This is a genomic window from Ligilactobacillus saerimneri DSM 16049 (genome assembly GCF_000423265.1).
GTDB classification, from domain to species: domain Bacteria; phylum Bacillota; class Bacilli; order Lactobacillales; family Lactobacillaceae; genus Ligilactobacillus; species Ligilactobacillus saerimneri.
The window spans coordinates 123,111-137,598 of the sequence record NZ_AUHQ01000002.1 but is presented as its reverse complement, the minus strand read 5'-3'; the positions used below and the strand labels follow the sequence as shown (position 1 = coordinate 137,598).

Below are 14,488 nucleotides of genomic sequence, written 5' to 3'. Positions count from 1 at the left end.
AATCAATTAGGAACTAATCTCAAGACACTGACGGTTGATCACGGGAAAGAGTTCGCCAACTACCAATCAATTGAGAAAAATACCGGCGTGCCGTTGTACTTTGCCCATGCTTATTCTCCGCATGAACGTGGTAGTAATGAGAATCGTAATCGAGTGTTACGGCGATTTATTCCTAAGGGTCAGCCAATTGAAGAGATTAGTGATGATGAATTGATTCAGATTAACTGGTATCTGAATTCACGGCCACTCAAATGTTTGAACTGGCGAACTCCAATTGAGATCTTTTTGCTTAATCTGCGTCATTAAATTTGTTCAAGTTATTTATTGCAATCTACCTTAAGATAATCATCAGTTTCCAAAAAACAATATTAAGTTAGAAAGAGGAATTATTTGTGGAAAATAATACACGTCATAAAGTTTATACCCAAGCAGAGATCAAGCATCCCTGGTTAGCGATGGCCAGTATGCTGATCGGGGCGTTTGTCGGGATGCTCAGTGAAACCTCCCTCAACATTGCCCTGCCAACGCTTGGTAAAGTTTTTGGAGTAGAAGCCAGCTCCTTACAATGGCTGGTTACCGGCTACATGCTCATCATTGGGATCGTTTTGCCATTTGCTAGTATCATCTCTAAATGGTTCACTACCCGACAAATTATCATCTTTGCCCTGGCCGATTTTGCTATTGGGGCACTGATTTCCGGCTTTGCTTCGTCCTTTAGTATCCTTTTAGTTGGACGTTTGATTCAAGGGATTGGAACCGGGTTGATTTTGCCCCTGATGTTTACCGTAGCAATGCTGATTTTCCCACCGCAACGGCTCGGAGCTGTTATGGGAGTCAACGCCTTAGTCATCATGTTTGCCCCTGCGATTGGGCCAACCATCACTGGGATCATTCTCGGCGCTTTATCCTGGCGCGATATTTTTTACATTTTCACCCTGTTATTAGCTATCGGTTTAGTTTTTGCAGTGCTTTTCTTGAAAAATGTCAGCCCGATCACCCGGCCCCATGTTGATGTCTTGTCTGTATTAGGGTCAATTATCGGGTTCTCATCCTTAGTTGCTGGAGTTAGCTTTGCCAGCAAGGACGGCTGGGTCTCTCCTCGCGTTCTCGGCCTGCTTATCCTAGCAATCGTGGTCCTAACTCTTTATGCTCGTCGTCAATTAACCTTGGCAGAACCAATCCTTAACCTGCGGGTTTTCGCTAAACCAGCCTTCAGAACAGGGGCACTCCTAGTAATGATCGACTTTGGAATAATTTTGTCGGCCATGTACTTACTGCCACAATTCATTCAAAATGCCATGCTTCTCCCGTAGCTATGACTGGAATCATCATGCTCCCAGGTGGTTTAGTTAACGCGATTGTATCTGCGATCTCAGGACGGATGTATGACAACATTGGAGCTAAAGTGCCGGCTTGTTTGGGCTTTGGTATTGCTCTAATTGGGGCAATCATGTTTATTTTTGCTTCCGCCCACGCATCAATTCCATACATCATTTGTGCTCACGTCATCATGATGATCGGTTGTCCCCTAGCAATGTCGCCATCACAGACTCACGGACTTAATGCTTTACAAGGACCAGAATCTGCCGACGGCTCCACTATCATGAACACTTTGCAACAGATTGTGGGGGCTATTGCTACTGCTGTTGCAACGAGCCTGCTCGGTGCCGGACAAGCTGCACACCACACAGCGGGCCATGCAGCTGCCTTTGCGAGCGGAGTCCACTACGGCTTTTACTTTACCGTTTGTTTGGCAATCGTCGGCTTGTTGTTGGCAACGACGTTAAAAAATAAATCCAACAATTAACAAAGTCTATTTACTCCTCAAAAGTCTCCTTAATATATAGGGGGCTTTTTTGCTTATTCCAACACTAAGGACGAATTCTTGTTTTTCCCTGGTGAACCCCGTAAAATAAAACTAGATTTTTAGAAAAATTGGTGAACATTATGGAACAAAAGAAATTGTTGCTACTTTCTACCGGTGGAACCATCGCTTCAGTTGTATCCGAAAGCGGACTGGTGCCCGGTGAATCAGGTGAGCAACTCATCCAAATGATGGGGAGTCTTCCCTATCAGATCGAAGTCCAGGATATCTTAAACCTTGACTCTTCCAATATCCAGCCCGAGGAATGGAAACTTATCGCTGAAAAAATTTATGCCAACCGTCATAACTATGATGGGATTGTTGTATCCCACGGGACTGATACTATGGCATATACAGCTTCCATGATGACCTTCATGTTGCAAGGGATCGAGATTCCCGTGGTCTTTACTGGCAGCCAGGTCCCGATGAACGTCGCCTTAAGCGATGCGCCCGATAACCTGAAGCTGGCCTTTGTGGCAGCTGCCCGCCTTGAACCAGACATTTACTTAGCCTTTGACGGCAAAGTCATGCGGGGCTGCCGGAGCGTCAAAGTTCGGACAACTGCCTTCAACGCTTTTGAAAGTGTTAATGTCCCGGTAGTCGCTGAAGTTACCTCTGATGGTTTTGAAATCAAGAACAAGCGTCCTCGTCCCCAAGCGACTGCCTGCGTCCTCAACACCAACATTGATACCAATGTTTCTTTGGTCAAACTCTTTCCTGGCTTTGACCCTAAACTTTTACAAGCGATGGTTGATAATGGTTGTCATGGGATCGTGATTGAAGCCTACGGTCTTGGTGGAATGACCTTTATCAGACGGAATGTTGCTGCGGCGATTGGTGACTTGATCCGACAAGGTATCCCGGTTATTGCCGCTAGCCAGTGCCTCTACGAACGTAGCGACCTTACCCGTTATGAAGTTGGGCGGCAAGCCCTCCTGGAAGGGGCCATCAGTGCTCGTGATATGACTTCCGAAAGTGCTATTACCAAGCTGATGGTTGGTTTAGGTCAAGGGATGGATGTTGATGGAATCACTGCTTTCTTTAATACTGATATCGCTGGCGAAGTAACGATTAATTAACTTTTTCTATATTATTAATTTTTAAAAAGCTCCAACATTTTCACCTTAGTGTGAATAGTTGGAGCTTTTTTGTGCATTTTACTAGTGATCTTTAGGCTTATTCAGCAGTTACCAATTCACCGTAACTATATGTAGCCAATAAATTGTAGTCGGCATCTAAAACATTCAAGTCGGCATCTTTCCCGACTTGAAGTCCACCTTTACTAGTCAAACCAAATTCACGGGCTTGGTTGACTGAGCTCATCAATACTGCCTCATATAAGCCAGCCGTGGTAAACTTCATGGCATTTTGGAAGGCTGTGATGAATGGTAAAACTGACCCAGCAATTGTTCCGTCAGCCAAAGTAGCATGAATACCTTCAACAAAAACTTTCTGGCCTCCTAGTTCACTAACACCATCGCCTAAACCCTTTTTCCGCATTGAATCTGTGATCAATTCGATCTTTTCGGGCCCCTTAATACTGTATGCTAACTGCAACATGTCGGGACAAATATGGTAACCATCCATGATTAGCTCTGCATACATCTCATCCTGCAGTAACGTATGACCTGCCACCCCGGGTTCACGGTGACTGAGCGGAGATTGGGCGTTGTAGAGATGGCAAGTATGGCTCACTTTACTTGTCAGCAAGTCTTGGCGCGTCGCCATACTATGCCCAACTGATGGGACAATCCCATGGTCAATGCAATAATCTTCTAGTTCACGGGCACCATCATTTTCAGGAGCAAAGGAAATAATCTTGACCAAACCACCAGCCAGGTCATTCCACTGGTCCAATAAGGCTGCGTCTGGTTGGGTAATATACTTTTCTGGTTGCGCTCCCTTAACTTCCGCATCAATGAATGGGCCTTCCAGGTGGATTCCTTGAATCACTTTATTTTTTTTGGCAGCTTGCTTAACCCCGACCATTGCCCGTGCAATATTTTCATTACTTTGGGTAATGGTGGTACAAAAGAAGCTCGTAACTCCCTCATGATAAGCAGTGGCCCGCACCATCTTATCAATCTTTTCAGGATCCGCATCCATGGTGTCGTACCCATAACCCCCATGACAATGCACATCAATGAAGCCGGGAACAATTACTTTCCCATGGGCATAGGTCACTTCATCCCCAGCTTCATTATGAAAATCACTCATCGGGCCAACTGCCCGCACCCGGTCATCAAACCGAATATAACCATCCGTAATGATTTCCGTTCCCGTTGCAATCGTCACATTTTTGAATACTTTTGCCATACTGATTCCTCCCATACTCTGCTCACCACTGCTTTTATTCGCAGCAGTCTATCCATTAAACAATTTACCTAAATCCCCGCAATTTGTCTATACCAATCACGAAAGCGATCCCATTTATTGCCTGATTAGCTTATTCCTTAGCCTAAAAAAACGGTCAGATTTTCCTAAAATTAAGAATCATCCGACCGTTCGCATCCTCATTTCGCTTAGTTAATTCTGACATATTTTTGCCGGTAAAGGTAAGACACGGCAGTTCCCTGTCCCGTCAACCGGCTTTGTACTTTAAAGCCGTTCTTCACAGTTGCCTTCTGCTTGTTCAAAGTGAGATATCCCCCATTTTGCTGGCGAACTGCTAGCTTATCATTAATGATCTTGTATTTCATTGAAGCCTGCCCGCTCTCTGCATATTGACGAAAGACCTGCTTGTCGGTAGCTGCTCGTTGGGCTTCTTTAGCTGTATCAAACGCAAGGGCAGTTCCATAAAAGTTTCCTGAACCAAATACCATATAATAATTCGTGCTCGAAATCTTAACGGATTCTTTCCCCATTTGCTTTACCATTGGACCTTGAGCCTCTAAATCTGTCTGGACCCGAAAGGCATTTCCTTCGATCTGATATCTAAAACTCGTTAGATGTCTAAAAGCACCCCATGCTCCTAGGATAAAGACAATTACTGCAATTATATTAATAATTTTATATCCACGTTCTTGCTTATTTTTCTCAGCCATAATTCCACCCCATACTCGCTATAAATCATTCCTTATTCTACCACAATCCTGCATAATTATTGCGATCCGCGCGGATACAAAAATTATAAAAAATGTTACAATTAAATTATATAAATCAATACGCAGAGGGGACTTGGCTATGCAAGACAAACAACATCTGGACCTGTTACTCAGTATTGCCCAGGATTTTTATTTAAATAAACTTTCGGTCAGTGATCTCTCTGTTAAATACGATGTCAGCCGTTATTATATTTCGAAGTACTTAGAAGAAATTATTGACAACCACTTGGTTTCAATTCACATCAACACCCCCTTCGACCGCAACACTGCCATGGAGCGGGCGTTTAAACGTGAATTTGCGGTTGAAAATGTCTACATTATGAAGGAGAAGATCGACAGTATTACTAACCAAGAAGTTTTACTTACTTTCACAGCTAAGATCATCCAGGACTTGATCGCCCAGGCCCGTGTGGTTGGAATTACCTGGGGTAAATCCATTTATCAGGTACTTGATAGTTTCCAGCAAAGTGACCAGCGGAACTTAGTTTTCACTTCCTTTGTCGGTGAGCTGGGGCTCCGGAAACGGTATGCTGAACCCGTGACACTTTTACAACGGGCAGTTAGCAAATATAATTCCGCTATGTACTTAACTATTCCTGCTCCCCTATATGTGGCTAACGATCACCTCCGGCAAACCCTAGCGGAGGAACCTGCAGTCAAGTCTGTGCTTGATGTAGCACGGAAAATCGACGTAACTTTCTCCAGCGTGGGCACTTTGAGTTCTATCGAAAACATGACCAACTTGGGCAAGAATTTCAGGACTTACTTCCCTGGGCTCCATAGTAAGAAAGTAGCTGGGGTTGTTTACGGGCGGCCTTATGACGAACATGGGCGGTTTCTGACTGCCGATAAGGATACAGTTTTCGGACTTTCTTTACCTGAGATCAAGCGTATTCCCCACCGGGTCGGTATTCTTGAAGCTAGTACGCCCATCCGAACTGCCAAAGGTGCGCTTTATTCAGATGCTTTTACGGATATTATCACTTCTGAAAGCACTGCTAACAAAATTTTATGTTCACTTTAAAATAATTATCTCAAGCTTTGCTTACCGGACCAGGATCTGTGTTGGAATCCTGGTCCGTTTTTTTATTTCTGGCTTAGTAGAGTTTTTACTTGACTTACTAATTGTAAGAATATTATAATTACACATGCTAGTAGAAAAGGAATACATTATTGTAAATATGTTCTACTGAGAAAGGAGCCTGCGTTATGACGCACTTATTATCACTGGCTTCACGAGAGACCATGCGTCATCGCACTGGTTTCTCCCGTGGGCCTCAGTTGGCCTGTTGTTGCTGTTAGGTTTTGATCGTCAGTTTACATATAGGTACATTCAATTGGGGAGAATATAATTATGAAATTCAAAAAAATAATGTTGTCTGTCACTCTGGGCCTTGCAGCGATTGCTTTGGCAGCTTGCGGAAACAACAATGCTTCGGGCAAGACTGACAAGCAAACACTAAATCTTAGCGCACCTGCGCCACTGGATACGATTGATATCTCTAAAGCCACTGGCTATGGTCAAACGGGGAATGTTTTTGAAAGTTTCTACCGCCTAGGCAAAAACGGGAAGGTCACCCCAGGATTAGCCAAAAGTAGCAGTGTATCTGCTGATGGTAAGACTTGGACATTCAAACTTCGGAATGCCAAATGGTCAAATGGTGATCCTATCACTGCCCAAGACTTCGTTTATTCTTGGCGGCGGACCTTAGATCCAAAGACCAAGTCATCATATGCTTACATGTTCGATAACGTGGTTAATGCAACTGCTATTAACGAAGGAAAAACTTCCCCTGACAAATTGGGGATCGAAGCTCCTGACAAAAAAACAGTGGTTGTCCACTTAGATAAACCTGTGGCTTACTTCAAAGTCTTGATGGCTTACCCACTCTTTGGACCACAAAATCAAAAGGTTGCCGAAAAATATGGTAAGAAATACGCAACTAAGTCACAATACATGGTTTACTCCGGACCATTTAAGATTGTTGACTGGAACGGTACCGGTAACAAGTGGGCCTTCGTCAAGAATAACCAATACTGGGATAAAGATGTCGTTAAACTCCACAAGATTAATTACCGGGTAGTTGCCAACACTACTACTGGTTATGAACTCTACCAGCAAGGCAAGCTGGATATGACCCAGTTATCTAACCAACAAGTCAAGAACTTCAAGAACAATAAAAACCTCAAGAAGTATCCATATTCTTACGTTGCCTGGTTAGAATATAACTTCCAAGATCCAAACGCGCTTAACAAGAAAGCCCTGAATAACAAGAACATCCGGTTGGCATTATCATTGGCAGTGGATCGGAAGACATTGACCAAGAAGGTATTAGGGGATGGCTCTGATACACCGCAAGGTTTCGTCCCATCTAAGTTGGCATACAACCCTAAGACCGGCAAAGACTTTGCCCAAGAACAAAAGGTTAACAATACCGTTGATTACAACGTTAAATTAGCTAAACAATATTGGAAGAAAGGGATGCAAGAAATTGGCGCTAAGAAGTTAACGCTAACGATCTTAGCTGCCAATGACGCGAACGGGAACCAAGAAGTTACCCAATACCTGCAATCCCAATATTCTTCCGTCTTACCTGGTTTGACAGTTAAGATTGAAAGTATTCCTGGCAACAGTGCCGCAGACAAAGCCCGTAAAGGCGACTTCGACATCTTCCTTGCCGGCTGGGGTGGGGACTTCAACGATCCGTATACTTTCATGCAAATTCCAGAAACCAATACTCCTTACAACCGGGGCAAGTACAGCAACAGTGAATACGATGCTTTGATTGAAAAGGCAGAAAATGCTGATGCTAATAACCCTGAACAACGGTGGAATGATTTAGTCAAGGCAGCCCAAATCTTTAACACTGACCAAGGAATTACACCACTGTATGAACAAACCAATGCTTTCATGCAACGGTCTAACGTCAAGGGAATTATCCACAACACTGCTGGAACCCAGTGGAATTACAAGTATGCTTATATGAAGTAATTTTCAACTGTTAAAAAGACGCTCAGATGAGCGTCTTTTTGTGTGTTCTTTACCTGTTCTTTCCTGTATAATTCTATTGATCTGTTTTTATACATTAAGGGGGAAAATATGGAAAACTTTACTACAAGTAAGCAACCTTCTTGGTTGAGTAATAAACGTAATATTATCATCGTTCTTATTGTGTTGCTGGTAGGTGGCTTTGCCTTATGGCACCACCACAAAACCAAAGTAATCAATGAAGTCACGACGACAACCGTCAGATCCTTTGCAACAGATGAATTTGACACAACAGTTGACTACGGGGAAAAGACGGTGCGAGTTAAAGTTAAGGATAGTGCTAAAGATGACCTGCAAAAAATCGTCCTTTATATGGCAATGGGCACCCCTGCAGCTGTCCAAACGGGACAAACCCTCGAGAACCATGTTCAAGAAGTTTCGACTTGGATCAACAAAAGCGTTGGCTCTGGATGGACTGTTTCCCTCAAATATGACAACCAACTCCTCTGGCAAGCCCAAGACGGCAAGTTGACCCACAAATATGAAAACTCCCAAGACTTCAAAAAGCTAGTAAACAAGATTGAAGATGGCTCTTTTTTGAACGATCTTGCTGAGGAATTATTTGGTGATTAAAATTTTATTGCCTACGTTATCCGTGTGCTATTAGTGAAATAAGGCTGGTGAGAAAACAAAGTTTTCTCCCAGCCTTTTTATGTTACTCCTAATAAATAGCAATCGTATAATCGCCAGCGAACTTTGCTCCAATTGCCAGCATATTGTTAGCAAACTTATGGGTAAAATCTTGGTCAGTCGTGACTGTGTCATCAATCCCCCACCACGGTTCAATACAGACAAACGGTCCTGCAGCCGGATAGGTCGACCAAACACCCCAGTAACGAACATTGGTCGAGCTGATCCGCACTCCTGCCGTCCGCTTCCGATCAAAAAGCGCCACGCTTGCTTTCCGATCAGCAAACTCATAAATATGGGCATCATTAGCAAATGCCTGCCGAGTCAAAGCCCACCGCTTCTGGTTTCCAGCAACTTTTTGTGCCGGCCGGGCTAACCCGCTGAACGGATCGAGGCTTATTTCATTGTAGAGACCAGAGAGTTCTACTTTATAATCTGTAAATTTCTGGTTTTTTTGTAGCGGCACATTGAAGCCCGGATGCCCACCTAGAGAAAAGTATATTGCTTGCTTATCGCGATTCTCAACCCGGTACTGCACCTGGAGTTTATTCCGCTGTAAATGATAAGTGATCTCTAAGCGAAACTTGTAGGGAAACATGGTTAGCGTCGTGGCATTATCTGTCAACGCTAAAGTAACTTGCGTTGGTGTCTGGGCTACTACCATAAATTGTGTATAACGCCCAAACCCATGTTGTTGCATGTGAAACGCTTTGCCATCGACAAACATCGTGTCATTTTTGAGTTTGCCAATGATCGGAAAAAGCTGGGGCGCCTGCCATTTCCAATACCGTTCGTCTCCCTGCCACAGATATTCTGTTTCCGTTCCCTTATTCCAAATGCTCTGTGGTTGGGCTCCTTTGAGTCCTATTGTGACTTTGAGATAATCGTTCTCTATTGTTACTGTCATGTGCTCACCTACTCTTTACGAAAACCTTTTCCTTATTAAACCCCATTGTATCACTAACTATGAGTGCATAAAGACCGAGGCTGGGAGAAAACAGTGTTTTCTCCCAGCCTCGTCGTTCTAATTATTTTTTGTGTTAATTAATTTTCTAACGCTGATCACTAGGAAGATAACCGCTGCTATCCCCAACGCTAACCCCACTAAACTCCAATAAAAACCTGCCGGAACACCCTGGCGGTTAATCAGCGTAGCAACAAGTGCAATCCCAATTCCGCCCGAGTATTGTTGGGCCGTGTTGAGGAGGGCATTGGCATCTGCTGTTTCTGTCGTTGCAACTGCTTGGATACTAGTCGTCATCAGGTTACTGATCGCTAATGCCAAACCCGCATTGTAGAGGACATACACCCCAACTAGCAATCCAACCTGAACGGACCCGTGGGCGAGATGCCCCAGGATCAACATGCTGACGCCAACCACGGTGGTTCCCCCATAGATTAGATGCTGACCCACCCCCTTGTGATTCAAGTGATCGAACCACTTGCCGGCCAGAGGCATTAATCCTATTCGGATCAACAATCCCGGTAACATTGCGCTTCCAGCAATAAATGCTGATTGGTGCCAAACCAATTGGAGAAAATTAGGAATGAGAAAACCACCCAGGGCAACATTTACAGCTTGCAGAATGAAATAAGCAGTGAAATATATCCCAAAACGCTGGTTAGTAAATAATGTCGCTGCTAATACTGGCTGGGGCTGACGCTGAATATGGCGCCAACATCCGCTTACCATTCCCCCACAAAGAACTAATAGGAGAGTGAAGATCAGTCCATTTTTTCTACCCCCACTAGTAACTAAGAGTTGGAAAGTCGTCAACAACAATACTAGCCAAACAAAACCTTTAATATCGAAGTTCTGATTTGGAGCATTGATTTGTTCCCTAGGTAGTGCGACTAATGCAAGCAACCAGCCTCCCAGAACTAGGGGCAAGGATAGCAGGAAAATCCATCGCCAATTGAAAAAACGCAATACTATTCCCCCATAGGTTGGGCCCAAGGCTGGTGCCAGGGCGGTAATGGTTACCCCAACTGCCATGAAAAAGCCCAGTCGAGACCGCGGAGCATAACGGGTGATCACCGTAAAGAGGAGGGGGATACAGATCCCCATACAAACACCACTCAGTATTCGCCCGCCAAAAAGATAAGGAAAGCTTGGTGCCAGACTGCAGATTACTAAGCTTACAAGAAAACCACCCGTTCCCACTCCTAAGAGGAAACGGAGGCTATAACGCTGAACCAGACGGGCATTGATGATCATCATCCAAGACGAAACCAAGAGATAACCGGTTGTCAACCACTGAACAGTTGTCAGGCTCACACTAAACTGTGCCATCATCGCCGGCAGGGTCACGTTGAGTGCGGTTTCCATCAAGGTTCCAATAAAAGCAATCAACCCTACTCCAACCAGTGCTAGACTTAGCTGGCCTGATCTCATCCTGGTCTGTTTACTTGTCATGATTAATCACCGATTGGTGCCCGTCCTCTCCCCATATCAATGCCTGTTTTTTGTGTCAACTGATCTTTCAAGTAAACATACAATTGATGATGGTCTATCTCATCCACCCCATCTTGGTGAGCAAACTTCACCGTTGGATCCTTGACTAACTGCTTGAACCAATCCTGCATTTCCACTGGGTATAGATTTCCACCAATCGAGGAGATTCGGGTATAGCCAACCTTAACCTTATCGGCAATAAAATGTTCGCCCCCGGCATAAATTGCGATCTTTCGCGGTGCTTTTTGTAACAGTTCTGGCGCTCTATGCCAGTCACCAGTTTCTTTAATTCCGACAATATTTGGTAAGGCAGCTACCAAGCGGGTAAAAGTATCCACCGCAATATCAAACCCGGTCTGTTCAGGGTTATTGTAGATAATCAGTGCTTTGCTAGGCATTGCTTGCCCTAAGTGCATCACATACTGGTAAGCTTCGTCTTGGGTTGGTTGAATATATGGTGGAAATCCTAACAGGACACCCTTAACAACCGGGCTTTCTTCAACCCGATGAGCTAACCGCATTGCTTCCCTTTCTCGAATGCTAGCTACGCCAAAGATCACTTCAAAATCATCGGCCAGTTCCGGATGACGGTCGATCTCATCTACCAAAGCAATCTTTTCATCAGCTGTCATGCTATGTTGTTCCCCAGTTGTGCCAGAAACCATAGCTGACTCAACCCCCTGTGCCTTCAAATAGCACATATATTTAATAGTATTAACAGCATTTAAACTCTCATCAGCATTGAAAGCAGTTGGCATTGCAATATGATATGGTGCATGTAATTCAGTTGTCATTGATTTTCACCTCATAAAAATATTTGATGCAGTTCCCTTTCTCTCACTAGCCTAGTCGAGCGTTACTGGCGCTTGTTGTTCGGGCGTAATAGTGGCAGTCTGCAAAACAGTTGCGCCCATGACATGTTCCATCTTTTGAACCAATTCAGTCATAGCCTGATCTGCTCGTTGGGCTTGAGCCTCATTTACTGATTCCATAAAGGCAATCACTGTGGTTGACTCGTCTGTCAACATCGTCCGTGCCCCTTCCCGCCAGTTCAAACTCCGGCAGATAGCACCAGTATCGTCGCTATAAATCAATTCACCTGTGCGCGCCGGATCATCCTTTTCTGCGCCCAAAGGCCAGAATGACTCTCCACCTTGAGCCAAACCTAACTTCATAGTCCCATCTACCTTAGCGCAATCTTCCATCCCGCAAGGCACACCATACGTCAGTGAGATGCTGTTGTAGATATCAACTAAGGGACTAATAGGATCAAAGGTCCGCCCCTGATCAACCCGCTTTAGCAAAGCTTCGATCGAAGACCGTGCTCCTTTCTTCTTTTTGAACTGCTGATAAGCCTGACGCCATTCTTGAACTACTTGATTTTGGGCAAATTGCTCTGCGGTCAAGAACTTCTGCGCTGCCTGACTAGCAGTTGTTAGTAATCCCTCCCGTACTTCGGGTGCTAAAGCTGAATCATGATTATCAACGTTAGTAAATACCGCAACATTGATTTGTCCTTTGGGAAACAGTTCCCAAAAGGATGGTTCTACAACAAAATTCTTCATTCCCATAATTAACTCTCCTTTAATTAAAATAGTTCTTTTAGCACAATATTGTCTATTTGATGATCGGTTCCTAAAATAAATTCGTGCTGTCCCACTTGGACAAAGCCGTACTGCTGGTAAAAGGCCTGGGCTTTCCGATTTTGATTCCAAACTCCCAACCAAACTGCTTTATGATGGCACTGTTGTGCTCGCTGAAGGGCAAAATCCATCAGTGTCCGCCCCACTCCCATGTGCTGGGCCTTTTGACAAACATAAAGCCGTTGAACTTCTAATGCGTTAGGAGCCACATCTTCTGTTTGTGCTCCTGCCTGATTGAGTTTGAGGTAACCAACGATTTCATCCTCAATCAACGCAAAATAAAACTCACTCCCCGGCGTCAGCAGTTCTTGCAACAGCTGCTCCTGAGCAAAGGCTCGCTGTAAATACGTCGCCATATCTTGGGAAGTGTTAACTGACCCAAAGGTTTCCACAAATGTTCGCCGACTAAGCGCTTGTAGGGTTTTCAAATCTTTTTGGTCTACGCGTCGAATTGTTATCTTTGTCATTAATACTCGCGGTGTCCTCCTTTTTTTACGAAATCCCAACTTTTGTCAGTATTGTGGCGCATCCGCACTAACATATCATGGAGCTGGGCAATCTCATCTGCACTAAAACCGGCTAATGAGATGCGATTGGAGTATTCATTTTCCCGTAAGATGAAGGGGTAAATTTCAGCTCCTTTATCCGTAACATATAAACGCTTGATCTTTTTGTTTTCGGGATCATTACGCCGCTCAATAATACCTTTTTTCTCAAGTTGTTGGAGGGAGCGCGCGACTGTCGTGCGGTCAACTTTGATCATTCCTGCCAGCTGTTCAGCGATAATACCGGGATTTTCATAGATCCGGACCAGGTAAAGGTATTGTCCCCGGGTTAACTGCACATCCTTAAACTCGATATTGGCAATTGAATCTAGTGCTCGGGCAATCATCCCGATCTCACGCAAAACATCCTGCATATCATCACCTCTTTCACTTTAAGTATAATTATTTTTGTTGCAAATGCAACAAAAAACAACAGAATACCTCACTAAACTTTCTGTACCCGATACGTTATACTATCAATAAACAAACTATCAAAAGGTAAGTGATTTTAATGGATAAACAACTACTACGCGATCAAATCATCGCTGATATGCACCGGCGGTACGCCACCAAGAAATACGACCCCACTAAAAGATTAGATCCTAAAGATTGGGCAACTATCCTTGAAGTCGGCCGACTTTCACCTGGTTCTTATGGGTATGAACCCTGGAAATTTGTTCTTTTAGACACAAAAACCAAGCATGATATTTATGACTTTGCTTGGGGGGCCCAGGCTAGTATCGACGGGGCTGACAAGGTTATTGCCATTCTGGCGCGGAAAGATATTACCTATAACAGCCCCTACGTTCAACACCTAGTCAGTGACATCAAACACCATGATTTCGACCCCAACTCACCCCGGTCTCAACGGTTCAAGCAGTTCCAAGAACACGACCTCAACCTCGACACTCCTCGCGCGCGTTTCGATTGGGCTTGTCGGCAAACCTACATTGCTTTAGGTAACATGCTGACAGCTGCTGGCCGGTTGGACATTGATTCCTGTCCGATCGAAGGTTTTGACCATGCCAAAATGGACCAATACTTTGCTGATCATGGCTTGATGGATCCTGAACACTGGGGCGTAGCAGTTATGGCTAGTTTTGGTTACCGGGCACAAGAAATTACACCGAAAAAGCGGCAACCTTTAGCTGACATTTATCAGGAAATCTGACTTTTAGTAAGCATTTTATTTGTTGAC

At 44.3% G+C, this 14,488-nt stretch carries 14 protein-coding genes and 1 pseudogene; 7 read left to right on the top strand and 8 right to left on the bottom strand.

Going from position 1 to position 14,488, the window contains the following annotated elements; genetic code table 11:
• The 3 genes and pseudogenes from G541_RS0101625 to G541_RS0101615 form a co-directional block, all read left to right on the top strand.
• Positions 1-306, top strand: a 306-nt coding sequence (locus tag G541_RS0101625) for an IS30 family transposase (protein WP_027826262.1), incomplete at its 5' end; no start/stop codon positions are given.
• A 149-nt stretch (positions 307-455) separates the two neighbouring features.
• A pseudogene (locus tag G541_RS09150) lies at positions 456-1,807 on the top strand (DHA2 family efflux MFS transporter permease subunit).
• Positions 1,808-1,947: 140 nt separating this feature from the next.
• Positions 1,948-2,943, top strand: coding sequence for an asparaginase (locus G541_RS0101615; RefSeq protein ID WP_009551444.1), 996 nt, complete (start codon positions 1,948-1,950; stop codon positions 2,941-2,943).
• A gap of 97 nt (positions 2,944-3,040) precedes the next feature.
• On the opposite strand, the gene nagA is transcribed toward G541_RS0101615, so the two are convergent.
• The gene (nagA, locus tag G541_RS0101610; RefSeq protein WP_009551446.1) at positions 3,041-4,180 is read right to left on the bottom strand and encodes an N-acetylglucosamine-6-phosphate deacetylase; all 1,140 of its coding nucleotides are present in this window, start codon (positions 4,178-4,180) and stop codon (positions 3,041-3,043) included.
• 206 nt (positions 4,181-4,386) lie between these two features.
• Positions 4,387-4,908 (bottom strand): hypothetical protein, encoded by a 522-nt coding sequence (locus G541_RS0101605; RefSeq protein WP_009551448.1) that lies wholly within the window; start codon positions 4,906-4,908, stop codon positions 4,387-4,389.
• Between the two features lie 139 nt (positions 4,909-5,047).
• On the opposite strand from G541_RS0101605, the gene G541_RS0101600 reads away from it, so the two are divergent.
• The 3 genes from G541_RS0101600 to G541_RS0101590 all read left to right on the top strand — a co-directional run bounded on the left by G541_RS0101600 (position 5,048) and on the right by G541_RS0101590 (position 8,590).
• Entirely contained in the window at positions 5,048-5,992 is a 945-nt protein-coding gene (locus G541_RS0101600) for a sugar-binding transcriptional regulator (protein WP_009551450.1), read from the top strand.
• A 330-nt stretch (positions 5,993-6,322) separates the two neighbouring features.
• Positions 6,323-7,960, top strand: coding sequence for a peptide ABC transporter substrate-binding protein (locus tag G541_RS0101595; RefSeq protein WP_035162607.1), 1,638 nt, complete (start codon positions 6,323-6,325; stop codon positions 7,958-7,960).
• A gap of 108 nt (positions 7,961-8,068) precedes the next feature.
• Complete coding sequence (locus G541_RS0101590) at positions 8,069-8,590, top strand: hypothetical protein (protein ID WP_027826260.1); 522 nt, start codon at positions 8,069-8,071, stop codon at positions 8,588-8,590.
• An 88-nt stretch (positions 8,591-8,678) separates the two neighbouring features.
• Here G541_RS0101590 and G541_RS0101585 read toward each other — a convergent pair whose 3' ends face one another.
• From G541_RS0101585 to G541_RS0101560, 6 genes are all read right to left on the bottom strand, one after another.
• Positions 8,679-9,554, bottom strand: a complete 876-nt coding sequence (locus G541_RS0101585) for an aldose 1-epimerase family protein (protein WP_027826259.1) — start codon at positions 9,552-9,554, stop codon at positions 8,679-8,681.
• Between the two features lie 117 nt (positions 9,555-9,671).
• Positions 9,672-11,063, bottom strand: a complete 1,392-nt coding sequence (locus G541_RS0101580) for an MFS transporter (RefSeq protein ID WP_027826258.1) — start codon at positions 11,061-11,063, stop codon at positions 9,672-9,674.
• A 2-nt stretch (positions 11,064-11,065) separates the two neighbouring features.
• Positions 11,066-11,896, bottom strand: coding sequence for a dihydrodipicolinate synthase family protein (locus G541_RS0101575; RefSeq protein ID WP_009551462.1), 831 nt, complete (start codon positions 11,894-11,896; stop codon positions 11,066-11,068).
• A 51-nt stretch (positions 11,897-11,947) separates the two neighbouring features.
• Entirely contained in the window at positions 11,948-12,667 is a 720-nt protein-coding gene (locus G541_RS0101570; protein WP_027826257.1) for a B3/B4 domain-containing protein, read from the bottom strand.
• 23 nt (positions 12,668-12,690) lie between these two features.
• On the bottom strand, positions 12,691-13,212 hold the full coding sequence (locus G541_RS0101565) for a GNAT family N-acetyltransferase (protein ID WP_009551464.1): 522 nt from the start codon (positions 13,210-13,212) through the stop codon (positions 12,691-12,693).
• Positions 13,212-13,664 carry a MarR family winged helix-turn-helix transcriptional regulator gene (locus G541_RS0101560; RefSeq protein WP_027826255.1) on the bottom strand — a complete coding sequence of 151 codons (453 nt, stop codon included), beginning with the start codon at positions 13,662-13,664 and terminating at the stop codon, positions 13,212-13,214. The genes G541_RS0101565 and G541_RS0101560 overlap by 1 nt, the downstream gene beginning before the upstream one ends.
• Positions 13,665-13,801: 137 nt before the next feature.
• On the opposite strand from G541_RS0101560, the gene G541_RS0101555 reads away from it, so the two are divergent.
• Positions 13,802-14,461: an NAD(P)H-dependent oxidoreductase gene (locus tag G541_RS0101555; protein WP_027826254.1), complete on the top strand. Its 660-nt coding sequence runs from the start codon at positions 13,802-13,804 to the stop codon at positions 14,459-14,461.
• The last annotated feature ends 27 nt before the right edge of the window (positions 14,462-14,488 follow it).